The sequence below is a fragment of the Amycolatopsis sp. NPDC114504 genome (assembly GCF_055633595.1).
Window position 1 is genome coordinate 1,082,888 of the sequence record NZ_JBVKDU010000006.1, and the last position, 25,593, is coordinate 1,108,480.

Below are 25,593 nucleotides of genomic sequence, written 5' to 3' on the forward strand. Positions count from 1 at the left end.
ACGTCACCCTCCCGGCTGCGAACTGGGCGGCGGAGTGCTGGTCCCCGGCGCCGCCGTCTTGGCCGCTTCGTACTCCCTCGCCGCCGCATCCAGGGCCGCCAGAGCCGCACCCTGGTCCGTGAAGTTCCCGGACTGCTGGGCCGCCTTGAGCTTCGCGATGGCCGACTGGATGTCCGTCACGGCCTTGTCGAGCGCCGCGTTGCCACCCCCGGTGTTGGGTGGCGTCGTGGTCGGCGTGGTCGTGGGTGTCGTCGGCGGGGTGGTCGTCGGCTGGCCCGCCTGAGGCGGCGTGGTCGTCGCCTCCCCGGTGCCCGCGCCGAAGATCTGATCCAGGGCTTCCTGGAGCGTCGCGCCGTAGCCGACCTTCGGTCCGTACGAGACGAGCACCCTGGCCAGCTGTGGATAGCTGTTCTGGTTGCGCTGCCGGATGTACACGGGCTCCACGTACAGGAAGCCCTGCGCGACCGGCAGCGTGATCAGGTTGCCGTAGATCGGGATGACGTTGGGGTTGTTGAACAACGTCCGGTCCTGCGCCACCCGTGGATCGCTCTGGAACCGGTTCTGGACTTGGACCGGGCCGTCGACCTGGGTGGCTCCGGTCGCCGCGCTGGGTAGCTGGAGAACGCGGATCTTCCCGTAGTCGTTCGGATCCGAGGAGACCGACATCCAGGACGCGAGGTACTGCCGCTGCAGACCGGTGAGCGAGCTGGTCAGCTGGAACGTCGGTTTGCTCTGGCCCGGGGTGTCCGCGAGGACGTAGTAACCGGGCTGGTTGGCCGCGCCGGCCGCGGCCGGGTTGGAGCCGCCCTCGGCCGTCGGGTCCTGCGGGACGCTCCAGAACGCCTGCTGCGAGTAGAACTCCTGCGGGTTGCTGACGTGGTAGCGCGACAGCAGCTCACGCTGGATCTTGAAGAGGTCCTCGGGGTAGCGGAAGTGCGACCGCAGGTCCGGGGAGATCTCGGAGCTCGGCTTCACGAGCCCGGGGAAGACCTTCTCCCACGCGTTGAGGACCGGTTCCTTGTCGTCGATCGAGTACAGGTTGACCGTGCCGTTGAAGGCGTCGACCGTGGCCTTGACCGAGTTCCGGATGTAGTTGATCGAGCTGTTGGCCTGGCGCGCGACGCCGTTGAGCGAGTCGTTGGTGGCCGCGCCGAGCTGCGTCTGCTGCGAGTACGGGAAGTTGTTGATCGTCGTGTAGCCGTCGATGATCCACTGGATCTTGCCGTCGACGACCGCGGGGTACGGGTCGCCGTCGAGGGTCAGCCACGGCGCGACCTTGCTGACGCGCTCCCGCGGGTCGCGGTTGTACATGATCTTCGAGTTGTCGCCGATGGCGTCGGAGAACAGGATGTTGCGTTCGCCGTACTCGGCCGCGAAGGCGAGGCGGTTGAACCAGTTGTCGACCGAGACGCCGCCGGTGCCCTTGTAGGTGTAGCGGTCGGTGGCGGTGTCGTACTCGCCGGGCGCGTTGCCGGTGGTGCCGCCGACGATCGCGTAGTCGGAGTCCGCGGCGGACAGTTCCCCGTAGTAGATGCGGGGTTCCTTGACCTCGATGCCGGGCTGGCCCGGGGCCGGCGAACCGGCGCCGGCCGGGTTCTGCGTGTCGCTGGTGGTCGCGATCGGGTAGCCGCCGTCGGAGTTGGCGTCCTTGACCGCGCGGTCGATCGTGTTGGCGGGCGCGGCGACGAAGCCGTTGCCGTGGGTGTAGACGAGGTGCTTGTTGATCCAGCTGGTCTGGTTGCCGGTCAGGCCCTCGGTCTTGATCTCCTTGGCGGCGACGATGTAGTCCTGCGTGGTGCCGCTGACGGTGTAGCGGTCGATGTCGAGCTTGGCCGGGAAGCCGTAGAAGTTCTCGCGGCCGACGCGCTGGGTGAAGGTGTCGGAGAGGATGTTCGGGTCGAGCAGCCGGATGTTCGACATCGTCCCGGTGTCGGCCTTGAGCTGCTCCGGCGTGGCCGACGCGTTGCCCGTGTACGGCTGGTACTGGACGTCGGTGAGGCCGAAGGCGCGGCGCGTGGCGTCCATGTTGCGCTGGATGGACGTCGCTTCCTTCTCGTTCGCGTTCGGCTTCACCGAGAACTGGTCGAGGATCGCGGGCCACGCGACGCCGACCAGGATGCTCGACAGGATCAGCAGCACCAGGGCGATCGCCGGCAGCTGCAGGTTGCGCAGGAAGGCACCGGCGAAGAACGCGATCGCGCAGATCACCGAGATGCACAGCAGGATCAGCTTGGCCGGCAGGACCGCGTTCAGGTCGGTGTAGGTCGCACCGACGAACAGCGGCATGCCCCGGTCGGACAGCAGCAGGTTGTACCGGTCGAGGAAGTACTCGGCCGCCTTCAGCAGCACGAAGAGGCCGACGGTGATGGCGAGCTGCGCGCGGGTCGGGCCGGCGAGCTGCCCGCCCTTGCCGGCCAGCCGGATGCCGCCGAAGACGTAGTGCGAGATGAGCGCGCCGAAGAAGGAGATGACGACGGTGATGAACAGCCAGCCGAGCAGCCAGTTGAAGAACGGCAGGTCGAAGGCGTAGAAGCCGACGTCGTTGCCGAACTCGGGATCGGTCTGGCCGAACGAGGTGCCGTTGAGGAACAGCTGCACGACCTGCCAGTCGCCCTGGGCGGACAGCCCGGCGATGAGGCCGGTGAGCGCCGGGATCCCGATGCCGAAGAGGCGGATGCGGGCGACGATCGCGGACCGGTAGCGGGCCAGCGGGTCGTCGGCGCCGGAGATCGGCACGAACACCGGGCGGGTGCGGTAAGCGATCATCAGGCTGACCGCGAGCGCACCGCCGACGAGCAACCCGACCGCGAAGAACAGGATGACGCGGGTGACCACCTGGGTGGTGAACACCGACCGGGCACCCACTTCACCGAACCACAACCAGTCGACGTACGTGTCGAGCAAGCGGGCTCCGAGCAGGAGCGCCAGCACGATCACCGCGGCGATGATGAGGAGGATCCGGCTCCGCCGGGACAGCTTCGGCAGGCTCACCGGGGGCCGAGTCGCCACGGTGCACGCTCCTGTCATTCGTCAGCACTTGAACAGGGGCGCTCGCGCCCCCTGATTCCCTAACTCTACGGATGCCGTGGGAAGTTCCCGGGACCCGCCCGAATCGGACTCGCGGCGTGGTCGCGCGGAGGGGCCTGACACGATGTCCCCATGGAATCGCAGCAGGCCGGGGTGGCCGCTCTCGCGCGCGAGATCGAGGACTTCATGGCCGCGAACGGCTGGGACCAGCCGCCGCAGCTGTTCGCGCTGGTGCCGACCGCGGCGCTGCTGGACGAGCAGCCGGAGCTGGCGGGCCAGCTCGATCGGGCGAACCCGCTGACGCCGGTGGCCCAGGAAGCGCTGCCCGAGGGCGACCTCGCCGACGCGCTGGCCCGGATCGCGTGGCCCGATCTGGTGATCGGGTGCGCGCTCGCCCAGGAGATCATCGTGCTGCCGCCGGGCTCGGAGTCGGAGCTGCCGGACGTCGCGGAAGCCGACGCGGAGAGCCTGCGCCGCGCGGCCGCCGACCACCCCCAGCGGACGGAGGCCCGCCTGGTGGCCGCGGTCCTGCGCGAGGGCGACGGCGCGTGCGTCATGCGGCTGCGCGGGATCGGGACGGCCGAGGGCACCGACGAGTCGATCGACGAGATCGTCGAGAGCCCCGACCTCGCCCCGAACCTCCTCGAGGCCCTCAAGGCGACGCTCCTGCCCTAGCAGGACGTCGTCGGGCGGCCCGCCTTCAGGTTGGCCAGCTGCGCGAGCGCGTCGTCCAGTGTGGACACCTTGATGAGGTTGAGCCCGTCGGGCGCGGTGCTCTTCGCCTCGGCGCAGTTGTGCTCGGGCACCAGGAAGTCGGTGGCGCCGGCCTCGCGCGCGCCGACCACCTTGAACGAGATCCCGCCGATCGGGTCGACCTCGCCGGTCTCGGTGATCTCGCCGGTGCCGGCGATGTGGCGGCCGCCCGCGATGTCGTCACCCTTGAGGCGGTCGATGATCGCGAGGGTGAACATCAGCCCGGCCGACGGGCCGCCGACGTCCTGCAGGGAGATGTTGACGTTGAACGGCGCCTCGGCGCGGTCGACCGCGGTGAGGCCGATGAAGCCCTCCTTGCGGTCGGGGCGCGAAGCGAGCGTGAGCGGCACGGTGCGCTCCGGCTGCCCGTCCGACTGGAAGGTGATCTGGACGGTCTGGCCCGGCAGGGTGCCGGCCAGCGCGGCGCGGACGTCGGCGGCCTCGACGATCTTCTTGCCGTTCACCGTGATCAGCTTGTCGCCGGGGGCGAGCACGTGGTCGGCCGGGCTGCCGGAGACGATCTGCTTCGCCAGCACCTTGATCGGGTAGCCGAGCTTGCGCAGGGCGGCGACCTGGGCGTTCGACTGCGAGTCCTGCAGCTGCTGGATGTTCTCCTGCTTGACCTGCTCGTTCGTCTCGCCCGGCTTGAAGTACTCCTCGCGCGGCGCGAGCGCGTAGCGGCCGCTGGCCCAGAAGCCGAGGCCCTGGAAGAGCGTGACGCCGTCGTGCAGCGAGACGGTCGTCATCCGCAGCTCGCCGGTCGTCGGGTGGGTCTCGTGACCGGTGACCTGGATGACCGGGTTGCCCGCGGCGTCGCGACCCAGCGTGTCGTAGGTCGGGCCGGGGCTGATCGCCACGAACGGCACCGGCACGACCAGACCGAGCACCACGAAGACGAGGAACAGCGAGCCGCTGACCACCAGCGTCCAGCCGCGGCGGGTCATCCGCCGGGCGTCACCACCGGCCTCGGCACCGGGGTCCGGGCTGCTCTTCGCGGGGGCGGTCTGCTCGGAGGACTTGGTCACGACCGACAGCGTACGGTGACCGTGTTCGCTTCTCGGTGAAGGCCACGCACATGACGCGCTTGAGGCTTCCCGACCCGCGTACGGTGGACGCATGAGCAAACCCCCGTTCGGCTTCGGACCTTCCGATCCCGACAAACGAGGTGAGAACGAGCCTTCGGAACCATCCGGTGCCGAGGCCTTCAACCAGCTCGGGCAGATGCTGAGCCAGCTGGGCCAGATGCTCAGCCAGGCCGGTACTTCCAGCGGGCCGGTGAACTACGACCTCGCCAAGCAGATCGCCCTCCAGAGCCTGGGCAGCGCCGGCAACACCGGCGAAAGCCGCCTCGGATTCTCCGGTGGCGACGACTCGAACGCCGCGGTCCGCGACGCCGCCCACCTCGCCGAGCTGTGGCTGGACGCGGGCACCCAGTTCCCGGCCGGCGCGACGTCGGCGGTCGCCTGGTCGCCGCGCACCTGGGTGGAGAAGACACTGCCGACGTGGCAGCGGCTCTGCGACCCGGTCGCCCGCCAGGTGTCCGGCGCCTGGATGGAGGCGCTGCCCGCGGAGGCCAAGGAAGCCGCCGGCCCGCTGCTGCAGATGATGGGGCAGATGGGCGGGATGGCCTTCGGGTCCCAGCTCGGCCAGGCGCTGGCGCAGCTCGCCCAGGAGATGCTGACGGCGTCCGAGATCGGCCTGCCCCTGGCCCCGGCCGGGACGTCGGCGCTGCTGCCGGCGAACATCGAGAAGTTCGCCGAGGGCCTGGAGCTGCCGAACAGCGAGATCCTGGTGTTCCTGGCCGCGCGCGAGGCCGCGCACCAGCGGCTGTTCACACACGTGCCGTGGCTGCGGCAGCGCCTGCTGGCGACGGTCGAGGAGTTCGCACACGGCATCTCGGTGGACACGTCGGCCCTCGAGTCGCTGGCCGGCCGGATCGACCCGGCCAACCCGGCGAGCATCGAAGAGGCGATGTCGTCCGGGCTGCTGGAACCCCAGACGACCGACGAGCAGAAGGCGGCGCTCAGGCGCCTGGAGACGCTGCTCGCCCTGGTCGAGGGCTGGGTCGACGTGGTGGTGGCCGACGCGGTCGGCGACCGCCTCCCGGGAGCGGACGCGCTGCGCGAGACCCTGCGCCGCCGCCGCGCGACGGGCGGCCCGGCCGAACAGACGTTCGCCACGCTGGTCGGCCTAGAGCTGCGCCCCCGCCGCATGAGGGACGCGTCGAACCTGTGGAAGCTGGTCGGCGACCGTCACGGCCTGGAGAAGCGCGACGGCCTGTGGTCCCACCCGGACCTGATGCCGACGGCCGAGGACCTGGACGAGCCGATCGACTTCGCGGACCGCGTCGGCGAGACGGGTTCCCTCGACGACCTGGACCCGATCGCCGAGCTGGAGCGCACGGCGCAGTCGGAGAGTTCCAAGCGCGACGAGAAGGCCAAGGAGACCCCTCCGGACTCGGACGAAAGCGACGGCGAAGGCCGCAGCTGAACCCAGTTCGGCAGAACGGGCGCCTCGCTCCGCGAGGCGCCCGTTCCCGTCCCACCGCCCGTGTCGTCCACCCAGGCACGCGTGTCGTCCGCCCAATCACGCGAGTCGACCCTCCAATCACGCGTGTCGTCCACCCAATCACGCGTGATGCCCCTCCAGACACGCGTGATGCCTCTCTGATCACGCGTGATGCCCCTCCAGGCACGCAAGCCGACCGTCCCGGTACGCCGACCGACCAGGCATGCGGCCTCTCGGACCGCCCGTCCACGCAGCCGGGGCGGCCCGCCGCAGCGGACCGCCCCGGTCACGTCACCCGCTCAGCACTCGGTGTCGATCCCCCAGCCGGCGGCGGCCGCCAGACCTTCGAGGTATCCCATCGCGCGTTCCGTCTTCGGGTACTTCCGCACCAAGGCCCAGAACGCCGCGTCGTGCCCGGGCTCGCGCAGGTGCGCCAGCTCGTGCACCAGCACGTAGTCCAGCACCCACGGCGGGACCTTCCGCAGCCGGTCACTGACCCGGATGGTCGCGTCGACCGGTGTGCAGGACGCCCACCGCGTGCGCATCGGCTGCACCCAGCGGACGCTCGCCGGCACCGCGTTGCCGCCCAGGTACTTGCCCGACAGCAGCGCACAGCGCGCCAGCAGGGCATCGTCCGACGTCTTCGGGGGCGCCGGCCGACGTGGTTCCGAGCGCTGCAGCTTGCGCTCCATCTCGGCGACCCAGTGTTTCTCCTCCGCCCTGGTCATGCGCGCGGGGATGAGGACGATGAGCGTGTCGTCCTTCCAATACGCGGTGACCGTCCGGTGCCTGCGCTGGCTGCGCCGCACTTCGACCTTGTGTTCAGGTGTGTCCGACAGGGGGCTCGTTTCCCCCCGGCCTCTCAGGGAGGGCATCTGTGCTTCGACCACTCGACAACGGTAAGGCCCGGCACCGACAACTCCGAGCGCGTTGAGGTCACAGAGCCGAGTTGTCCACAGGCCTCTTCACTTGTGGACAACTCGGCCGATCCGACGCCTTCCCGGGCTCGATCGTCGCCGCCGGGTGCCATCCTCCGGACATGATCCTCTCCACCGCGGACATGCCTCCGGTGCTCCTGCCGGCCCATCCCGCCCTGCTCCCGGGCATCACGGTGCTCGAACGCGGCCCGCGCGAAATCCAGCTCGGGCTCGACCCGCGCCACGGCGTGATCGTCGAAGGCCTGCCACCCGGCCTCGTCGCGCGACTGCGAAAACTCGACGGCAGCAAGCCCGTCGAGCGGCTGTTGCTCGCCGAGAGCGAACACCGCGACCAGCTGCGGACGCTCCTCCGGCAGCTGGCCGCGCTCGGCCTGGTCACCGACGCGGGCCGCCCGGACGGTCCGGGGCTCCGCGGCGAAACCGGCTTCTGGTCCCTGCGGGCTCACCACTACCAGACCGCACTGAGCGACCGGCGCCGCGCCACAGCGGTCACGGTGCACGGCGATGGCCGGGTGGCGGTCGCGGTCGCCGTGCTGCTGGCCAACGCCGGGATCGGGCACGTCGAGCTGGAGCTGCGCGGCACCGTGACCGAGCACGACCTGGGCACCGGCTTCACCGGAGCCGACCTGGGCCGGTCCCGGCGCCAAGCCCTCGGCGACCTGCTCCGCCGCGTCGATCCCGAGGTCCGCGTCACCCGCCTGCACGACCGGTACCCGGACCTGGCGCTGCTCACTGACGCCGTCGTCCCCGCACCGGAGGTCGTCACCGCGCTGATGGAGGACGGCGTCCCGCACATGGCCGTCCGCGTCCGCGACGGGACGGGCATCGTCGGGCCGCTGGTCGTCCCGGGCCGCAGTTCGTGCCTTCGCTGCGCTGACCTGCACCGGACCGACCTCGACCCGTGCTGGCCCCGCGTCGCCGGGCAGCTGACCGGCCGGCACCAGCGGCCCGACCTCGGCGCCGTCCACGCCTGCGCGTCGCTGGCCGTCGCGCAGGCCATGCGGCTGCTCTCTCCCGCCACGCCGGCGCCGCCTGCGTGGAACGCGACCCTCGAGATCGACGCCTTCGACGGCCGCATCCGCCACCGCGGCTGGCCCCCGCACCCGAGGTGCGGTTGCGGCGCTCCGGCACCACAACAGGAGACGTAGGCCACTAAGACGTCGTGAGCAGGCTGCGCGCCGCCGAGGACGCAAGGCAGAATCGCGGGGGTGACCGACTTCCGCGACCCAGGCGATCGTGATCCCGCGATGCCGCGCAAGGGTGCCGCCCGTACCGCCAAGCTCGCCAGTCTGCCGCTCGGGATCGCCGGCCGGGCGGTCGGTGGGTGGGGCAAGCGACTGGCTGGGCAAAGCGCGGAGCAGGTCAACGCGACGCTCTCGGCGAAAGCCGCCGAGCAGCTGTTCGAGGTGCTCGGCACGCTCAAGGGCGGGGCGATGAAGTTCGGCCAGGCGCTGAGCGTGTTCGAGGCGGCGGTGCCGGACGACATGGCGAAGCCGTACCGCGAGGCGCTGACGAAGCTGCAGGCCGCGGCGCCGCCGATGGCGGTCCGGCAGACCCACCGCGTGCTCGCCGAGCAGCTGGGGCGCACGTGGAGCAGCCGGTTCGCCTCGTTCGACGACGAGCCGGCGGCGGCCGCGAGCATCGGCCAGGTGCACCGCGCGGTCTGGCACGACGGCCGCGAGGTCGCGGTCAAGGTGCAGTACCCGGGCGCCGACGAGGCGTTGCGCAGCGACCTGCGGCAGCTGCAGCGGTTCAGCAGGCTGTTCCAGGCGTTCGTGCCCGGCACGGAGGTCAAGCCGCTGCTGGCCGAGCTGGCCGAGCGCATGAACGAGGAGCTCGACTACCAGGCCGAGGCCCAGCACCAGCGCGCCTTCGCGAAGGCGTTCGAGGGTGATCCCGGCATCCTGGTGCCGCGGGTGGTGGCCAGTGCACCCAAGGTCGTCGTGACGGAGTGGGTGACCGGCACGCCGCTGTCGAAGGTCATCGCGGACGGCGACCGCGAGACGCGGAACCTCGCGGGCCGGCTGCTGACGGAGTTCCACTACTCGTCCCCCGAGCGCGTCCACCTGCTGCACTCGGACCCGCACCCGGGCAACTTCATGATCACCGGCGACGACAGGCTGTGCGTCATCGACTTCGGCGGAGTGGCCCGGCTGCCCGACGGCATCCCCCGCCACCTGGGCGAGATGACGAGGCTGGCCCTCGATGGCGAGTCCGCCGACCTGATGCGCCTGCTGCGGGAGAACCGCTTCATCCGGCCGGACAGCGACCTGACGGCGGACGAGGTCCTCTCGTACCTGGCGCCGTTCACCGAGCCGCTGGCCGAGCCGACGTTCCACTTCACGCGCAAGTGGATGCAGCGGCAGGCGTGGCGGGTCGGCGACAGCCGCGGCAACGACTTCCGGGTCGGACGGTCGCTCAACCTGCCGCCCGAGTACCTGATGATCCACCGGGTGACGGCGGGGTCGACGGGCATCCTGTGCCAGCTCGACGCGGAGATCCCGGCACGCGGCATCGTGGAGCGCTGGCAGCCCGGTTTCGCCACCTGAGTTGTCCACAGGCCGGTCCGCGAACGGACGGATTCCGGCGAGTTGTCCACAGCTGCGGGAGACGGGGTTCCACCCGGTTGGCCGAGCCCTCATGCTCGATTCATGGCTGCTACTCAACGCACTGATCCGCTGGCCCTCGGTAACCCCGGCTCGTGCGAGGTGATGAACCTCGAACAGCTGCGCAAGGCCGGGGTGTCCGACCGAAGAACCCGGCGGCTCTGCGGCCCCGGCGGGCCGTGGCGCCGCCTGCACCCCGGTGTCGTCCTGCTGCGCAACAGCGCCCCGACGCGGCTGCAGCTGCTGCATGCCGCATTGGTGCGCTACGGGCCGAGGGTGGTGATCACCGGCGCCGACGCACTGCAGGCCCACGGCGTGAAGTGCCCGGCGGACGACGAGATCCGGCTGCTGGTGCCCGACCACTGCCGCGTGGCGTCCTGCGAAGGGGTCAGCGCGGCCCGCACCGCCCGGCTGCCGGCGCCGACGGTGGTCGACGGACTGCCGTTCGCACCGCCGTCCCGGGCGGCGCTCGACCTGGCGAGGTCCGAGCCCGACCCGGCGCGCATCCGCCACCTGCTGACGCTCCCGCTCTACTGGGGTCTGTGCGACCGGCAGGAGCTGCTGACGGAGCTGGCCGACGGACCCCAGCGCGGCACGGCCGCGGTCCGGAAGGTGCTCGGCGAGCTGGACGAGGGCCCGATCCAGGCCCACGGCCTGGCCACGCGGGTCCTGGACACGGCACGCCTCCCACCGCCGAACTGGGACGTGACGATCTGCGACCGCCGGGGCCGGCGTATCGGCGAGGCGGACGGGTGGTGGGACGAGATCGGCCTGGCCTGGCAGTACCGCTGCGGCCCCGGCACCGGCGGTTTCTCGCACCTGGCATTGGCGGCGACGGGGATCGTCCTGGTCCGCTGCACGGTCCGCCAGCTACGTCAGGTCCCGCACGAGGTGGCGCGAGAACTGGCCCTGGCCTTCGGCGAGGCCTCCCGAACCCCGCGTCCGAAGGTCCGTGCGGTGCCGATGACCCATGTCGGCGATGCGGCATGACAGCCTCACCAAGTCGTGCGCCGCCGGGAGCGCGGATCGATCACCAGTATTCGTCGGGAAGCTTGCCCTCGATGTCGCGCACGTGCTGCCGCGCGCAGTCGGGGCACAGCCACCGCAGCGAGCCCCGCTCGCGGCTGGACACCCAGGCGAGCGCGGTGGCCGGGGCCTCGTCGGCGCCGCGGGTACGCCCGCAGCGCGTGCACGCGACCGGCTCCGGCGCGCTCACGGCAACCGTCCACAGTGGATCGCCTTGGCACCGAAGAGGAACAGATCGTCCCGGCGGGCAAGAAAGTCCGGGCCGTCCGGATCGGTCAGAGCGGCGACGGCCGCGCGATCATCGGCATCGAGCCGGTCCCCGGCCGACTCGGCGAGCCACCCGACGCGATGCACGACGTACTCGCGCAGCAGGTCCGACCCCGGCATGGGGTGATCGATGAGCGCACCGAACGACTCGACGTCCTCGAGCCCGGCCTCGCGAAGAGCGCGCGGCCAGCCGTAGGGCATGGCGACGCTGCCCGGAAGCCCGGCCCGCATCCCGGCGAACCACTCGGCCCGCGCGGCGAGCAGCCGTTGTTCCAGTCCGGGCCGCCCCACCCCGACATCCCAAGGGAGGCACCGCATTTCGAGCCCGCCCTCGCCGATGGCGAGGACTCCACCGGGCCGCAGCAAGCGAGCGAGAGAGCACAAGGCGGCCTGCTGATCACCGACGTGGTGCACGACGCCCGAGGCCCACACGAGATCAGCGACGGGCACCCGTTCGGCCAACCGCGGATCGGCGAGGTCCCCATGCACGCCGACAACCTCGACACTCGTCCCGGCGGCCTCGGTCACGCCCCGACGAGCCTCGGCCAGCAGCGCGGAGGTGGCATCGAGGAGCACGATGGTGCCCCCGTCCCGACGGGCAAGCTCACGCGCGAAGAGCACGCTCATCCCACCGGCCCCACACCCGACATCGAGCAGGATCGGCCGCGCGGGCAGAAGCCCGAGCAGCCGCCCCGCGACGGGCGCGAGCGCACCGGCATCAAGCGAGTCGGCCATGCGCAGCTGAGCGAGCCGATCCGCCCAGTCGATGTCGTCGTGGGTGTGTACGGACATCACCCCATTCAACACCAGGAGAAGCAACCGAACAGCACCCGAAGGAGGCCACCGAACCCATACCCGCAGGTCAGCGCTCACTGGCAGCCCGGTACTCCGCCTCGGCGAGCCCAGGCAGCCCCGCCGCGAGGCAAGCACCCGGCCAAGCGTGCACTCGGCGAAGCACCCACTCCTGCGAGCCTCGGCCAGCACGCACCCGGCGAAGCGCGCAATCCAGCAAGTCTCGGCCAGGCGCGCACTCCAGCGAGCGCCCGGCCAACGTGCAGTCCAGCGAGTTCCGGCCAGCACGCACTCCGGCGCACCCGGCCAAGCTCGCACTTCGGCGAGCCACGAGTCGCGGCCAGCGTCCACCCGAGCGCAACCCGGCGCCCCGACCAGCACCCCCGGCCGCCCGCTGACCAGCACAAAGGCCCCCGCCGCCCCGAGGGGCGGCAGGGGCCTGCGCTCAGTTCTGGTCCAGCTCGTACCGCTCCGCCCGGCGAGACGCCCATCGGGCTACTCGCGTCCACCGGCGGATCGCACGCGCGCTACCTCGGGCCCGCTGGGCGCGGACCCCCTCTTCCAGATCCCGTATTCGGGCCCTGGACAGTTCTTCGTAAAGCAACATCTCGCTGATCTCCTCGATCTCGGTCTTCGTCAACTGCAGTTGCGGACCGCACATCCGCGCTTCGTGGTCCTTCGTGGTGACCGGTTCGACGCTCATGCGGCGGCGCTCCGGTGGTCGCCGGTGGCCTTGGCCGCGGCGGGCTCGACGACGGCGTTCTTGCGCGGACGGCCGCGGGGCCGCTTGCGCGCGATGACGGCGCCGCGCTCGAAGATCTCGCCGCCCCAGACGCCCCACGGCTCGCGACGAGCCAGTGCGCCCGCCAGGCAGGCCTCGCGCACCGGGCAGTCGGTGCACTGCGCCTTCGCGCGCTCGAGCTCGGCCGGGGACTCGGCGAACCACAGGTCCGCGTCGCCCGAACGGCAGGGCAGAGCCGCGTCCGGCACGGCGATGGGGTCGAGCAGGTCGGCGAATATTGCCTCACCCGAGGTGTAGGCGATGGCCGAAGACATGGCAGTTCCTCCTTGTGTCGTACGGGTTTTCGGTTGGGAGATGGAGCTGGGCAATGCTGGTCCTCTTGGGGTTGTGCAGCCAAAAACACGAAGGCCGCGGATCCGGGTTTTCCGGTTCCGCGGCCTTCGTGAGCCTCTAGTCCTGACTTAGGTCAGGAACTTCGCTCCCGTAACGACAACGGAACACGGAACTGCTTGATGGTCGACAGATCAGCCTGCGGGTACGCGGCGAGAACGCCCTGCGTCCCGAAGACGACGTCACCGGTGGCCCAGCGCCGCTCGACGCGACGCATGGCCTGGGTCTCGTGCACGCTCACGGGCACAGCGGTGCCGGGGCGCTGAGTGGCCGGGACTTTCGCGGCGCAGGACAGACGGGTGCCCGGATTCGTGAGCGTCATGGTGTTGATCATTTCACCGGCACCTCCTTCTGTACTCTGCACACGGGCCGCCAGGCGGCACGTCGGTCGTGGCTCTACTCGTGGATCCCCAGGCGAGCCCTTCGGGCTCGGTACTGGCAGGTTATTGCCCCCCACCACACCGGGGCAACTTAATTAACAGGAAAATCCTCGAAGTTACGAAGATCGCCCCTGAGCAGCGGGTTCGCCGCGTCGATCATGGCTCGGACGCGGTCAACAGCGCATCGCCGCGACACCGCCACACGAGTGAAGCGAGCACGACCGCACCGGCCGAGACGCACCAGCAGCCAGTCCGCGCGAGCCGCGAGACTAGCCGCGGCCGCCAGGCCGAGACCCGATCGAGCAGCCGCCCCAGCCCGGACGCGCCCCAGCCTCGACGCGGACAGACCTCAGCCCGTCACTACTCCGCCGACGCGCGCACGACGCCGAGGATCTCCGCGCCGAACCGGTCGAGCTTCGTCGCGCCGATCCCCGAGATCGACACCAGCGCCGCCTCGTCGGCCGGGCGCTGCTCGGCGATGGCCATCAGCGTCGCGTCCGTGAACACCACGAACGCCGGCACCTTCAGCTCGCGGGCCCGGTCACCGCGCCAGGTCTTCAGGCGTTCCAGCAGCCCCTCGTCCACCGTGGACGGGCACTTCCCGCAGCGGCCCAGCTTGACATCGAGGGTCTCCAGCAGCGGCCCGCCGCAGACGCGGCAGCGCGTCTTGATCGGCGTCGCCGGCTTCTGCTGGGTGCGCGCCGCGCGGGCGGCCGGGTGGTCCTCCGGGATCAGGCCGTACAGGAAACGGCTGCGTCGCCGGTTGCGCCGCGCTCCCGGCGTGCGGGCCAGCGCCCACGACAGCCACAGGTGCTCGCGGGCCCGCGTGACGCCGACGTAGAACAGCCGCCGCTCCTCCTCGATCGCCGCCTCGTCGTCGCCGGCGTGCAGGATCGGCATCGTGCCCTCGGCGAGGCCGACGAGGAACACCGCGTCCCACTCCAGGCCCTTCGCCGCGTGCAGCGACGCCAGCGTCACACCCTCGACCGTCGGCGGGTGCTGGGCCGCGGCGCGCTGGTCCAGCTCGGCGTTGAAGCGCGGCAGGTCCGCGTCCGCGACCGTCGAGGCCAGCTCTTCGGCCAGCTCGACGATCGCCAGGAGCGCGTCCCAGCGCTCCTTGGCCGCGCCACCCGCCGGCGGCGACTCGGTGAGCCCGACGCGGGCGAGCACCGACCGCACCGTCGTGACCAGGTCGGAGCTGCCGTCGCCGCTCGCCGCCCGCAGCGCCGACATCGCCTGCCGGACCTCGGTCCGGTTGAAGAACCGCTCGCCGCCGCGGACCAGGTACGGGATGCCGGCCTCGGTCAGCGCCGACTCGTACGCCTCCGACTGCGCGTTCACCCGGTACAGGACCGCGATCTCGCTCGCCGCGACGCCGCCGTCCAGCAGCTCGCGCACCCGCCGCGCGACGGCCTCGGCCTCGACCGCCTCGTCGTCGAACTCGGCGAAGCGCGGCTCCGGGCCCGGCGGCCGCTGGCCGATCAGCTTCAGCCGCGAACCCGCCGGCCGGCCGCGCGCGGCGCCGATGACCCGGTTCGCCAGGGAGACGACCTCGGGCGTCGACCGGTAGTCGCGCTCGAGCCGGACGACGGTCGCCTCCGGGTAGCGCCGCGTGAACTCCAACAGCGACTTCGGCGACGCGCCGCCGAAGGAGTAGATGGTCTGGTTGGCGTCACCGACGACGGTCAGGTCGTCGCGGCCGCCGAGCCACGCGTCGAGCAGGCGCTGCTGCAGCGGCGTGACGTCCTGGTACTCGTCGACGACGAAGCAGCGGTAGCGGTCGCGGAACTCCTCGGCGACGACGCCGTGTTCCTCGAGCACCGCCGTCGTGTGCAGCAACAGGTCGTCGAAGTCGAGCACCTGCGCCGCGTTCTTCAGTTCTTCGTAGTTGCGGTAGACCTCGGCGATCTGCGCGGCGGGCGCCGGGATGTCCCGCTGGGTGCGCGCGGTGACGGCCGGGTAGTCGTCCGGGCTGACCAGCGACGCCTTGGCCCACTCGATCTCGCTCGCCAGGTCGCGCAGGACCTCGATCTCGGTGCCGAGCTTGGCCCGGGTCGCGGCCTGGCCGACGTAGCGGAACTTGTTCTCCAGCAGGTCCCACGGCCGGTCGCCGATCACCCGAGGCCAGAAATAGCGCAGCTGACGGCGCGCCGCGGCGTGGAACGTCAGGGCCTGCGCGGCTTCGACGCCGAGGCCCCGCAGCCGGGTCCGCATCTCCCCCGCGGCCCGCGTCGTGAACGTGACGGCGAGCACCTGACCAGCGGAAACGTGTCCGGAACCGACCAGGTGGGCGATGCGGTGGGTGATCGTGCGGGTCTTGCCCGTGCCGGCGCCGGCGAGCACGCAGACCGGCCCCCGCGGGGCACTGGCGGCGGCGCGCTGCTCGGGGTCGAGACCATCGAGCAGACGGGTGCGGCTCTTCGGGGAAAGTACGCCAGTCACGTCCGGCATCCTCGCAGAGGGGGACGGGGAATCGGGGCAGGGGCACGCGGCCGTATCCTGGTGGGATGGCGGGACAGCAGGACAAGGAAGCGGCCAAGCAGGCCAAGAAGGAGAAGCGCGCGGCGAGCAAGGCCCGCCGTGGCCAGCTCTTCGAGGCCTTCAAGATGCAGCGCAAGGAAGACCCGTGGCTCATCCCCTGGATGGTCGGGTCGATCGTCGTCGTCGCCGGCGTGGCGTTCGGGATCGGGTTCTTCTTCGACTCGCAGTGGGTGCTGCTGCCCTTGGGGCTGATCCTCGGCGGCCTGCTCGCCATGATCATCTTCGGCCGGCGCGTCCAGAAGACCGTCTACTCGAAGGCCGACGGCCAGCCCGGCGCCGCGGCGTGGGCGCTGGAGAACCTCCGCGGCAAGTGGAAGGTGACCCCGACCGTCGCCGCGACGACGCAGCTCGACGCCGTGCACCGCGTGCTCGGCGGCCCGGGCGTGGTGCTCGTCGCCGAGGGCGCGTCGCACCGCGTCAAGACGCTGCTCTCGCAGGAGAAGAAGCGCGTCTCCCGCCTGGTCGGTGACACCCCGATCTACGACGTGACGATCGGCCACGAAGAGGGCCAGATCCCGCTGAAGAAGCTCCAGGGCTTCCTGATGAAGCTGCCGCGCAACCTCAAGCCGGCCCAGGTCGACGCGCTGGAGGCGAAGCTGGCCGCGCTCGGCAACCGCGGCGCGGCGATGCCGAAGGGCCCGATGCCGGCCGGCGCGAAGATGCGCAACGTCCAGCGCACGATCCGCCGTCGCTGACCCGTACCTACGACGAAGGCCCCGTCCGGCTCGGACGGGGCCTTTCTCGTCGGGGTTCAGCGCATCCTGATGACGACCGTGCCCGTCAGCCGGTCGAGCCAGCTGCGGCCGTCGGCGTTGCGGACGGCCGCCGGGATGATGACGAACGTCAGCACCGCCCGGACCAGCGCCCGCGGCGGGCCGACCACTGCGGCGCCGTCGAGCCGGGCGACCCGGATGCCGACGGCGGCCATCCCGGGCGTGAACCCGAAGAAGCCGGCGGACACGACGGAGATGACCGCCCACACGCCGCCGGACCAGAGGTTGAAGTTCTGCATCGCGACCGGGTCCTGCAGGCTGGGGTGCAGGAAGATGGCCGTGACCAGGGCCGCGATGACGAGGTCGACGACCAGCCCGAGCAGCCGGGCACCCCCGCTCGCCGCCGAGCCCACGCCTGATTCGGGCAAACCGAACTTCTCGCCCGGCCAGCGCGACTCGTGCTGATCAACGTCCTGCCGGCCCTCGCCGGTGCCGGGGAGCCATTCACCGGTCCATCTCGCCACCCGTCTAGGGTATGCCGGTGGCGTGGAACACATCCGACCTGGTCGGATACCCGATATCGACCACCCGTTAACACCGGCGAAACATACGGGTGACGGTCGGGCAACACCGCACTTTTAGCGTGAGCCGAAGAGAGCACTGCCGTACGAGCTCGAACGAGAAGGAGTCACCGAGGGTGCCCACTACTCCAGACGACATCCAGCGCCTCATCGCCGACGAGGACGTCGAAGTCATCGACGTCCAGTTCTGCGACCTGCCCGGCGTGATGCAGCACTTCACGGTCCCCGCGAAGGCCTTCACCGAAGAGGCCTACGAAGAGGGTCTCGCGTTCGACGGCTCCTCGGTACGCGGCTTCCAGTCCATCCACGAGTCCGACATGCTCCTCCTGCCGGACGCGGCCACCGCGCGGATCGACCCGTTCCGCAAGGCGAAGACGCTCGCGCTGAACTTCTTCGTGCACGACCCGTTCACCCGTGAGGCGTACAGCCGCGACCCGCGCAACATCGCGCGCAAGGCCGAGCAGTACATCTCCGAGTACGGCGTCGCCGACAACGTCTACTTCGGCCCCGAAGCCGAGTTCTACATCTTCGACTCGGTCCGCTTCGACTCGGCCGAGCACGCCTCGTTCCACGAGATCGACTCGATCGAGGGCTGGTGGAACACCGGCGCCGACGAGGTCGGTGGCAACCAGGGCTACAAGACGAAGTTCAAGGGCGGTTACTTCCCCGTCCCGCCGGTCGACCACTTCGCCGACCTGCGCGACGAGATCGTCCGCAACCTGACGAACACCGGTTTCGAGATCGAGCGCGCGCACCACGAGGTGGGCACCGCCGGCCAGACCGAGATCAACTACAAGTTCAACTCGCTGCTGCACGCGGCGGACGACCTGCAGCTGTTCAAGTACATCGTGAAGAACACGGTGTTCGCGGCGGGCAAGACCGCGACGTTCATGCCGAAGCCGCTCGCCGGCGACAACGGCTCGGGCATGCACTGCCACCAGTCGCTGTGGAAGGACGGCCAGCCGCTGTTCCACGACGAGTCGGGCTACGCCGGCCTGTCGGACACCGCGCGCCACTACATCGGCGGCCTGCTCAAGCACGCGCCGAGCCTGCTGGCCTTCACGAACCCGACGGTGAACTCCTACCACCGCCTGGTGCCGGGCTTCGAGGCGCCGGTTTCGCTGGTCTACTCGCAGCGCAACCGCTCGGCCTGCGTCCGCATCCCGATCACGGGCAACAACCCGAAGGCGAAGCGCGCCGAGTTCCGCTGCCCGGACTCGTCGGGCAACCCGTACCTGGCGTTCTCGGCGATGATGATGGCCGGGCTCGACGGCATCAAGAACAAGATCGAGCCGGCGGACCCGATCGACAAGGACCTCTACGAGCTCCCGCCCGAGGAGGCCAAGAGCGTCAAGCTGGTCCCGGGCGACCTCGGCACGGTCCTGGACACCCTCGAGGCCGACCACGACTACCTGCTCGAGGGCGGCGTCTTCACGCCGGACGTGATCGAGACGTGGATCTCGTACAAGCGCGAAAACGAGATCGACCCGCTGCGGCTGCGCCCGCACCCGTACGAGTTCGCCCTGTACTACGACGTGTGATCGGCTGACGCGTCCCTTGGGCACGCCGGCGGTGAGGAGCGAAGAGCCCTCGCCGCCGGCGTTTCTCGTTTACTCCGAAGTCGACATCAGCTTCAGGTCCGCGCCCGCGGCTTCGAACCGGCCGCGCGGGTCCGGCACCAGCTTGCGGATCTTCAGGTCCATCAACCCCAGCGTGCAGGTGATCTCCGCGGCCAGCGTTCCGTCGGTCTTGTAGATGTTCGAGTCCATCGAGAACGTCTTGCCGCTGCCGAACTTGACGTCGCACGTCACGTCGACCTCGTCGCCCGCGCGCAGCTCGCGGCGGAACACCACGTGCGTCTCCAGCAGCACCGATGCCACCCCCGGCAGGCCCTCCAGCGCGCCCGCCGCTTCGAGGAGCTCCAGTCTCGAAACCTCGCCGTACGAGTGGTACGTGGCGTGGTTCAGGTGGCCCAGGGTGTCCAGCTCGTAGTGCCGGACCTTGATGCGGGTCCGGAACGGCTCGCGTTCAGTCACGCACCCCACTGTAAGTCAGGCCTCGTAGAACAGGTGCTCCACCACGGTGTGCGCCCGCCGGGTGATGCGGCGGTACGTGTCCAGGAACTCGCCCGGGTCGTCGGCCGCCGACTGGCCCAGTACCCGGGCCACCGCCACCAGGTCGCGACCCGAGCCCGGGACCTCGTCGACCGCCTTGCCGCGGACCAGCATTCCCGCGTTGCGCACCCTCGTCGCCAAGAGCCACGCTTCGCGCAGCGAAGCCGCCTCGGACGCCGAAGCCAGCCCCGCCTCCGGCAGGTGGGCCAGCGCGTCGAGCGTCGACGTCGTCCGCAGCTCCGGGACCGAGTACGCGTGCTGGAGCTGCAGCAGCTGGACCGTCCACTCGACGTCGGCGAGGCCGCCGCGGCCGAGTTTCGTGTGGCGCGTCGGGTCAGCTCCGCGGGGCATCCGCTCGGTCTCCACCCGCGCCTTGATGCGGCGGATCTCGCGCGCCTTCGTCGCGTCCAGGCCGCCTTCGGGGTAGCGGATCGGGTCGATCATCGCGATGAAGCGCTCGCCGAGGTCGTCGTCGCCCGCGACGAACCGGGCACGCAGCAACGCCTGCGCCTCCCACACCTCGCCCCAGCGCGCGTAGTACGCGCGGTACGAGTCCAGCGTCCGCACCAATGGCCCGCTCCGGCCCTCCGGCCGCAGGTCGGTGTCGACTTCCAGGGCCGGGTCCGAGCTCGGCGCGCCCAGCATCTTCCGGACGGTCTCCGCGACCGAAGAAGCGAACTTCACCGCGTCGGCGTCCGAGACCCCTTCGGCCGGCTCGCACACGAAGAGGACGTCGGCGTCGGAGCCGTACCCCAGTTCGGCGCCGCCGAGCCGGCCCATCCCGATCACGGCGATGCGCGCCGGCGTGCGGCCCAGCTCCGCCTGACGCTGGCGGAACGCCGCGGCCAGCGCGCCCTGCAGCACCGCCACCCAGACGCTCGACAGCGCTTCGCACACCGCGGGCACGTCGAGCAGGCCGAGCAGATCGGCGCACGCGATCCGCAGCATCTCGTGCCGCCGCAGCGAACGTGCGGCCGCGACGGCGGCGTTCAACCCGGGCTGGCGCCGGACGGCGGCCCGCAGCGACGTCGCCACCTCGGCGGGCGTGCGGCCCAGCAGCCGGGCCGGGTCGCCGAGCAGCCGCAACACCTCCGGCGCGCGCACGAGCAGGTCCGGCACCAGCCGGGACGTGCCGAGCAGCGCCGCCAGGTTCTCCACGACCGTGCCCTCGTCACGCAGGACGCGCAGGTACCACGGCGTGTCCTCCAGAGCCTCGGACACCTTCCGGTACGACAGCAGCCCGCCGTCGGGGTCGGGCGTGTCGGCCAGGAGGTCGAGCAGTACCGGCAGCAGCGCCTGCTGGATCGCGGCGCGCCGCGAGACGCCGGAGGTGAGGGCCTTGATGTGCTGGAGCGCGCCGTCGGGGGCGGTGTAGCCGAGCGCCGCCAGCCGGCTCGCGGCCTGTTTGGTCGTCAGGCGCAGCGCTTCGGTCGGCACGTTCGCGACGGACTGCAGCAGCGGCCGGTAGAAGATCTTTTCGTGCAGGCGCCGGATGCCCTTGCCGTGCTTGCGGAACTCGGCCAGCAGCGCCTCGCCCTGGCTCTTGCCGCCGCTCGCCTTGATCCCGCTGGCCCGCGCCAGGATTCGCAGCTCGGCGGTGTCCGACGTCGCGGGGAACAGGTGCGTCCGGCGCAGCCGCCGCAGCTGCAGGCGGTGCTCGATCATCCGCAGGAACTCGTACGACGCGCCCAGCTCGGCCGCGTCCTGACGACCGACGTAACCGCCTTCGCCGAGCGCGGCGAGCGCGTCCATCGTGGACGGCGAACGCAGGTCGGCGTCCACGCGGCCATGCACGAGTTGCAGCAGTTGCACCGCGAACTCGACGTCCCGCAGCCCGCCGCGGCCCAGCTTCAGCTCGCGCTCGGCGTGTTCGGACGGCACGTGCCCCTCGACGCGGCGCCGCATCTGCTGCACCTCGCCGACGAAGTTGTCCCGGTCGGCGGCCGACCACACCAGCGGTGCGACCATCTCGGCGTACTGCTGCCCCAGCTCGGCGTCGCCCGCCACCGGGCGCGCCTTGAGCAGCGCCTGGAACTCCCAGGTCTTGGCCCACTTCTGGTAGTAGCCCTGGTGACTCTCCAGGGTGCGGACGAGCGCGCCGGCCTTGCCTTCGGGGCGCAGCGCGGCGTCGACCTCGAAGCACGCCTTCCCGACGATCCGCATCGTCGTGCTGGCCAACCGCGTCGCGACGCCGAGGTCTTCGGCGCCGACGAAGATGACGTCGACATCGCTGACGTAGTTGAGCTCCCGGCCGCCGCACTTGCCCATGGCGATGATCGACAGGTTGCCGTCGGCGGGCGCGCCGACCTCGGCTTCGGCGACGACGAGCCCGGCGGCGAGCGCGGCCTCGGCCAGCTCGGTCAGCTGCGCCGCGACCTCGGCGTAGTGCGGGTGCTCGAGCCCTTCCTCGACGAGGTGACCCAGGTCCGCGGCGGCGATGCCCAGCAGCTGGCCGCGGTAGGCGATCTTGAGAGCGTGCTCGGCCTCGAGCCCGGTGAGGACCGAACCGTCGTCGCGCACGAGCGCCGTGCGCAGGTTTTCCCGGTAGCAGGCGGAGTCCGTGCACTTGTCGCCCATGAGCGACTGCCACTGCTCCGGGTTCGCGGCGACGAAGTCGGCGAGCGCGCTCGACGTCCCGAGCACGCTGAGGAGGCGGCCACGGAAGGTCCGGTTGGCCCGCAGCTGTTCGTCGAGCCGCGTCCACTCGTCTTCGTCGGCTTCGCGGATCCGGTCGATCCCGCGCAGCGCGAGGTCCGGGTCCGCGGTCCGGGACAACGCGGCGAGGACGTCGGCGGCGGCCGCGACCGGACCGGCGTCGTCCCACCAGCCGGCCGCGCGCAACTGACCCTCGGCACGGGAGTCGGTGAAGCCGTACCTCGCCGCCGAAGCGGTCGATCGCGCGCGGTCTGCCATCACGAACCACCGTATCCCGGCCGGCTTCGATCAGGCGGCGAGCCGACCCGGTTCGGTCCCGGCGGGCGTCGGCTCGGGGACCTGGAAGCTGTGCGCGGTGACGGGGTGGCGTCGCGAGAGGAGCCAGATCCCGACGCCCACGCCGATCCCGACGACGCCGACGGCGATGGTGCCCGCGGCGCCGAGCGAGGCGATCTTGCCGGACACCGCGCCGACGATCGCGGCGGCGGGGAGCGTGAACAGCCACGCGATGACCATCCGGCCCGCCATCCGCCAGCGCACCGGCGCCTCCCGGCGGCCGACGCCGGAGCCGACGATCCCGCCGGAGCACACGTGCGTCGTCGACAGCGGGAAGCCCAGCCGGGACGAGATCAGGATGACCAGCGCCGAGCTCGTCTGGGCAGCGAAACCCTGCGGGCCTTCGATGTCCGTGAGGCCCTTGCCGAGGGTGTGGGTGATGCGCCAGCCGCCGAGGTAGGTGCCGAGCGCGAGCGCGCACGCGGCGCTGATGATCACCCAGACGGGTGGCGACGCCCCCGCCGGCAGACTGCCGGCGGTGACGAGAGTGAGCGTGATTACACCCATGGTCTTCTGCGCGTCGTTGGTGCCGTGGGCGAGGGAGACGAGCGACGCCGAGACGACCTGGCCGACCTTGAACCCGCGCGTGGCCGGGCGGCCGCGGACGAGGAAGCGGTAGACGAAGTACGTCCCGATCATCGCGACGAGCCCGGCGATCACCGGGCTCGCGGCGGCCGGGACCAGAACCTTCTCGACGATCTTTCCGAAGTGGACCGAGTCGGTCCCGGCCGAAACCCAGGTGGCGCCGATCAGGCCGCCGAACAGGGCGTGCGACGAGCTCGACGGCAGGCCGACGAACCACGTCACGAGGTTCCAGACGATCGCGCCGATCAGCCCGCCGAAGACGATCGACGGGCCGATCTTCGTGTCGTCCACCAGACCGCTGGAGATCGTCTTGGCGACCTCCACCGACAGGAACGCGCCGACCAGGTTCAGCACCGCGGAGATCGCGACGGCGACGCGGGGCTTGAGCGCCCCGGTCGCGATCGACGTCGCCATCGAGTTCGCGGTGTCGTGGAACCCGTTCGTGAAATCGAAAACCAAGGCCGTGACGACAACGAGCACGACCAGCAACGAGGGTTCCACCCCGACCTCCGAACCCTTGTGGGGACTCCTTCCGCAAGGTACCTGAAGGGTGACGCCTGGCGTTAACAGGCTGTTGCTGATTGTGATCCCGGGCGTTAAGCCAGTGGTAACGAGCGTTGACTGTCGGCGGCGGGCTCGAGCTCTCCGGCGGCCAACCGGACGAACCGCTGCGCGAACGGGCGCCAGGTTTCTTCGATGTCGGTGTGCACGGCGATCAACGCGTCGTGCTCGAGTGAGCCCGGACGGGCGAATTCCGCCATCTCGGGCTCGTCGGCGGCCCAGCTCTCGACGACGGCGGGTGTCGTCTCGATGTGGAACTGGACACCGTAGACACAACGGTTGAACCGGAAGGCCTGGTTTTGGTACAGCGGCGCGGAAGCGAGCAGCTCGGCGCCGGGCGGGAGCCGGGTGATCGCGTCGTTGTGGAACTGCAGGACGTCCTGCATGAGCGGCAGCTCGGCGAAGAGCGGGTCGGTCCACGCCGCGTCCTTCTTGGCGACGAGGTGCGGACCGACCTCGGGCCCGTCCCGCCCGACCTCGACGCGGCCCCCGGTCGCGACGGCCAGCAGCTGGGCACCGAGGCAGATGCCCAGGGTCGGGATCCGCTTCGCCGCGGCCTTGGACAGGAGCCGCCGGACGTCGGCGAGCCACGGGTGTTTCGCGTCGTCTTCCGCGGCCATGCCGCCGCCGAGGCAGACGACGCCCCGGTAGGCGTCGAGGTCGTCGGGCAGGTCGTCCGTCGGCAGCAGCCGGACGTCGAGCTCCGCGCCGGCGCCGGTGAGCCAGTCGCCGAGAGCGCCGAGCGGGTCCGACGCGTCCGGCTGGATGATGAGCAGTCGTGTCACGCTTTTCAGGGTAGGTGGCTCAGCAGGCGCAGCGGATCCCGGCTGTTTCTGTTTCTTCGGTCCCCTCGACGGGGTAGCCGGCGGCGATCCAGGCGGTGATGCCGCCGGAGAGCCGTTTCACCTGGAAGCCGAGCTCGGCGAGCTTGAGTGCGCCCTTCGTGGCGGCGTTGCAGTTGATGCTCTCGCAGTAGCAGACGTAGACGAGCCGCTTGTCGAGGTGGGCGGTGGTCTCGGCCGTCATGTCCCGGTAGGGGAGGTTGATCGCGCCGGGGATGCGAGCTTGGGCGTAGGCCGCTTCGGCCCGCGTCTCGACGATCACGTAACCGTCGGTGTGGCCGGCTTCGAGGTCCCGGACGAGATCGTCGGGATCGACCTCGAAGGCGAGTTCGGCGCCGAAGTAGTTCATGGCGGCTTCGGGAGCCGGCGCGGGGACGGTGAGCGTGCGTGCGGTGGTCATGACGTAAATCCTGCTGGTGGCGCGGGTTCCGGCACAGGGCAGAATCGGGGTGGAAGCCCGGGCCGGCCGGGGATTTCCGGGTTCCGGCCCGGCTCACCTGGGAGAATCACGGTGGACCTCGACGATCTCGACTGGCGCCTGCTGGAGCTCCTCCAGGAGGACGGCCGGCTCAGCTTTTCGGAGCTGGGCCGCCGGGTATCGCTGTCCGGCTCGGCGGTGACGGAGCGAGTCCGCCGTCTCGAGGAGCGCGGAGTGATCACCGGCTACGCGGCTCGCGTCGACACGACGAGGCTCGGGTTGCCGATCGAGGCGTTGGTGCGGGCCCGGGTGCGAAGCCTGGACACCCCGCGGTTCCGGACGGCGGTGTTGCCGCTGCCGCAGCTCGTCTCGGCTGACCACATCACCGGGGAGGAGTGCTGGATCCTGCGGGTGCTGTGCCGGGATACGGCGGAGCTGGAGGCGTTGGTCGAGAAGGTGCAGCGGTACGGGGAGACGACGACGTCGCTGGTGTTGTCCAGTCCTCTGCGGAGCCGGCCGGTGCCTCGGCCGCACGCGGTTTGAGGCTTCGTTTGAGGCTTCGGGCGTGTTACGCCAGGCATCACGTGTGTCTGGGGAGGCATCGCGTGTGATTGGAGGGGCATCACGCGTGATTGGGGCGTCGACACGGCTGTTTCCGGGCATGAAAAAGGGCCCGGGCCCGGGAGACTTGCGTCTCAACCGGGCCCAGGCCCCTCTCCAAATTAAGTTCGGCGGTGTCCTACTCTCCCACAACCCTTCGGTTGCAGTACCATCGGCGCTATCAGGCTTAGCTTCCGGGTTCGGAATGGGACCGGGCG

Annotated in this window: 23 protein-coding genes and 1 rRNA gene; 8 read left to right on the forward strand and 16 right to left on the reverse strand. The window is 70.7% G+C overall.

The genetic code is table 11. The features are described 5' to 3' along the window. Nucleotides 1-3 precede the first annotated feature (3 nt). Entirely contained in the window at nucleotides 4-3,009 is a 3,006-nt protein-coding gene (locus tag ACZ7PG_RS46720; protein ID WP_470245656.1) for a UPF0182 family protein, read from the reverse strand. A gap of 150 nt (nucleotides 3,010-3,159) precedes the next feature. Between ACZ7PG_RS46720 and ACZ7PG_RS46725 the strand changes: the two genes are divergently transcribed. Next, entirely contained in the window at nucleotides 3,160-3,702 is a 543-nt protein-coding gene (locus ACZ7PG_RS46725) for a PPA1309 family protein (protein WP_470245657.1), read from the forward strand. Here the strand turns inward: ACZ7PG_RS46725 and ACZ7PG_RS46730 are convergent. Further along, nucleotides 3,699-4,805 (reverse strand): YlbL family protein, encoded by a 1,107-nt coding sequence (locus ACZ7PG_RS46730; RefSeq protein ID WP_470245658.1) that lies wholly within the window; start codon nucleotides 4,803-4,805, stop codon nucleotides 3,699-3,701. The two genes, ACZ7PG_RS46725 and ACZ7PG_RS46730, sit on opposite strands and share 4 nt — an antisense overlap. 91 nt (nucleotides 4,806-4,896) lie before the next feature. On the opposite strand from ACZ7PG_RS46730, the gene ACZ7PG_RS46735 reads away from it, so the two are divergent. After that, entirely contained in the window at nucleotides 4,897-6,270 is a 1,374-nt protein-coding gene (locus ACZ7PG_RS46735) for a zinc-dependent metalloprotease (RefSeq protein WP_470245659.1), read from the forward strand. Nucleotides 6,271-6,587: 317 nt separating this feature from the next. On the opposite strand, the gene ACZ7PG_RS46740 is transcribed toward ACZ7PG_RS46735, so the two are convergent. After that, complete coding sequence (locus ACZ7PG_RS46740) at nucleotides 6,588-7,097, reverse strand: M48 metallopeptidase family protein (RefSeq protein WP_470245660.1); 510 nt, start codon at nucleotides 7,095-7,097, stop codon at nucleotides 6,588-6,590. 230 nt (nucleotides 7,098-7,327) lie between these two features. On the opposite strand from ACZ7PG_RS46740, the gene ACZ7PG_RS46745 reads away from it, so the two are divergent. The 3 genes from ACZ7PG_RS46745 (at nucleotide 7,328) to ACZ7PG_RS46755 (ending at nucleotide 10,822) form a co-directional block, all read left to right on the forward strand. Then, nucleotides 7,328-8,374, forward strand: coding sequence for a ThiF family adenylyltransferase (locus tag ACZ7PG_RS46745; RefSeq protein WP_470245661.1), 1,047 nt, complete (start codon nucleotides 7,328-7,330; stop codon nucleotides 8,372-8,374). 60 nt (nucleotides 8,375-8,434) lie between these two features. Further along, the gene (locus tag ACZ7PG_RS46750) at nucleotides 8,435-9,775 is read left to right on the forward strand and encodes an ABC1 kinase family protein (protein ID WP_470245662.1); all 1,341 of its coding nucleotides are present in this window, start codon (nucleotides 8,435-8,437) and stop codon (nucleotides 9,773-9,775) included. Between the two features lie 162 nt (nucleotides 9,776-9,937). After that, on the forward strand, nucleotides 9,938-10,822 hold the full coding sequence (locus ACZ7PG_RS46755) for a hypothetical protein (protein ID WP_470245705.1): 885 nt from the start codon (nucleotides 9,938-9,940) through the stop codon (nucleotides 10,820-10,822). 40 nt (nucleotides 10,823-10,862) lie between these two features. Here ACZ7PG_RS46755 and ACZ7PG_RS46760 read toward each other — a convergent pair whose 3' ends face one another. From ACZ7PG_RS46760 to ACZ7PG_RS46785, 6 genes are all read right to left on the reverse strand, one after another. Next, nucleotides 10,863-11,048: a hypothetical protein gene (locus ACZ7PG_RS46760; RefSeq protein WP_470245663.1), complete on the reverse strand. Its 186-nt coding sequence runs from the start codon at nucleotides 11,046-11,048 to the stop codon at nucleotides 10,863-10,865. After that, complete coding sequence (locus ACZ7PG_RS46765; protein ID WP_470245664.1) at nucleotides 11,045-11,917, reverse strand: class I SAM-dependent methyltransferase; 873 nt, start codon at nucleotides 11,915-11,917, stop codon at nucleotides 11,045-11,047. Before ACZ7PG_RS46765 ends, ACZ7PG_RS46760 begins: the two co-directional genes overlap by 4 nt. A gap of 445 nt (nucleotides 11,918-12,362) precedes the next feature. Then, on the reverse strand, nucleotides 12,363-12,620 hold the full coding sequence (locus ACZ7PG_RS46770) for a hypothetical protein (protein ID WP_470245665.1): 258 nt from the start codon (nucleotides 12,618-12,620) through the stop codon (nucleotides 12,363-12,365). After that, the gene (locus tag ACZ7PG_RS46775) at nucleotides 12,617-12,973 is read right to left on the reverse strand and encodes a WhiB family transcriptional regulator (RefSeq protein WP_470245666.1); all 357 of its coding nucleotides are present in this window, start codon (nucleotides 12,971-12,973) and stop codon (nucleotides 12,617-12,619) included. Before ACZ7PG_RS46775 ends, ACZ7PG_RS46770 begins: the two co-directional genes overlap by 4 nt. A gap of 152 nt (nucleotides 12,974-13,125) precedes the next feature. Then, complete coding sequence (locus ACZ7PG_RS46780) at nucleotides 13,126-13,383, reverse strand: hypothetical protein (RefSeq protein ID WP_470245667.1); 258 nt, start codon at nucleotides 13,381-13,383, stop codon at nucleotides 13,126-13,128. A 406-nt stretch (nucleotides 13,384-13,789) separates the two neighbouring features. Next, the gene (locus tag ACZ7PG_RS46785) at nucleotides 13,790-15,880 is read right to left on the reverse strand and encodes an ATP-dependent DNA helicase UvrD2 (protein WP_470245668.1); all 2,091 of its coding nucleotides are present in this window, start codon (nucleotides 15,878-15,880) and stop codon (nucleotides 13,790-13,792) included. 56 nt (nucleotides 15,881-15,936) lie between these two features. On the opposite strand from ACZ7PG_RS46785, the gene ACZ7PG_RS46790 reads away from it, so the two are divergent. Further along, nucleotides 15,937-16,665: a DUF4191 domain-containing protein gene (locus ACZ7PG_RS46790; protein ID WP_470245669.1), complete on the forward strand. Its 729-nt coding sequence runs from the start codon at nucleotides 15,937-15,939 to the stop codon at nucleotides 16,663-16,665. 56 nt (nucleotides 16,666-16,721) lie between these two features. Here ACZ7PG_RS46790 and ACZ7PG_RS46795 read toward each other — a convergent pair whose 3' ends face one another. Continuing rightward, nucleotides 16,722-17,111 carry an RDD family protein gene (locus ACZ7PG_RS46795; RefSeq protein WP_470245706.1) on the reverse strand — a complete coding sequence of 130 codons (390 nt, stop codon included), beginning with the start codon at nucleotides 17,109-17,111 and terminating at the stop codon, nucleotides 16,722-16,724. Nucleotides 17,112-17,380: 269 nt separating this feature from the next. Here ACZ7PG_RS46795 and glnA point away from each other — a divergent pair, with 269 nt between their 5' ends. Further along, nucleotides 17,381-18,805 carry a type I glutamate--ammonia ligase gene (gene glnA / locus ACZ7PG_RS46800; protein WP_470245670.1) on the forward strand — a complete coding sequence of 475 codons (1,425 nt, stop codon included), beginning with the start codon at nucleotides 17,381-17,383 and terminating at the stop codon, nucleotides 18,803-18,805. 69 nt (nucleotides 18,806-18,874) lie between these two features. Here glnA and ACZ7PG_RS46805 read toward each other — a convergent pair whose 3' ends face one another. The 5 genes from ACZ7PG_RS46805 to ACZ7PG_RS46825 form a co-directional block, all read right to left on the reverse strand. Then, nucleotides 18,875-19,300 carry an acyl-CoA thioesterase gene (locus tag ACZ7PG_RS46805; protein ID WP_470245671.1) on the reverse strand — a complete coding sequence of 142 codons (426 nt, stop codon included), beginning with the start codon at nucleotides 19,298-19,300 and terminating at the stop codon, nucleotides 18,875-18,877. 15 nt (nucleotides 19,301-19,315) lie between these two features. Further along, the gene (locus ACZ7PG_RS46810; protein ID WP_470245672.1) at nucleotides 19,316-22,291 is read right to left on the reverse strand and encodes a bifunctional [glutamine synthetase] adenylyltransferase/[glutamine synthetase]-adenylyl-L-tyrosine phosphorylase; all 2,976 of its coding nucleotides are present in this window, start codon (nucleotides 22,289-22,291) and stop codon (nucleotides 19,316-19,318) included. Nucleotides 22,292-22,321: 30 nt separating this feature from the next. Then, nucleotides 22,322-23,455 (reverse strand): inorganic phosphate transporter, encoded by a 1,134-nt coding sequence (locus tag ACZ7PG_RS46815; protein WP_470245673.1) that lies wholly within the window; start codon nucleotides 23,453-23,455, stop codon nucleotides 22,322-22,324. A gap of 95 nt (nucleotides 23,456-23,550) precedes the next feature. After that, nucleotides 23,551-24,300 (reverse strand): type 1 glutamine amidotransferase, encoded by a 750-nt coding sequence (locus ACZ7PG_RS46820; RefSeq protein ID WP_470245674.1) that lies wholly within the window; start codon nucleotides 24,298-24,300, stop codon nucleotides 23,551-23,553. A 19-nt stretch (nucleotides 24,301-24,319) separates the two neighbouring features. Further along, complete coding sequence (locus ACZ7PG_RS46825) at nucleotides 24,320-24,757, reverse strand: rhodanese-like domain-containing protein (protein WP_470245675.1); 438 nt, start codon at nucleotides 24,755-24,757, stop codon at nucleotides 24,320-24,322. A gap of 111 nt (nucleotides 24,758-24,868) precedes the next feature. Between ACZ7PG_RS46825 and ACZ7PG_RS46830 the strand changes: the two genes are divergently transcribed. Beyond that, a complete protein-coding gene (locus ACZ7PG_RS46830) occupies nucleotides 24,869-25,318 on the forward strand; it encodes an Lrp/AsnC family transcriptional regulator (protein WP_470245676.1) in 450 nt (149 codons plus the stop codon). A gap of 183 nt (nucleotides 25,319-25,501) precedes the next feature. Here the strand turns inward: ACZ7PG_RS46830 and rrf are convergent. Then, a 5S ribosomal RNA gene (rrf, locus tag ACZ7PG_RS46835) occupies nucleotides 25,502-25,593 on the reverse strand; the annotation flags it as partial.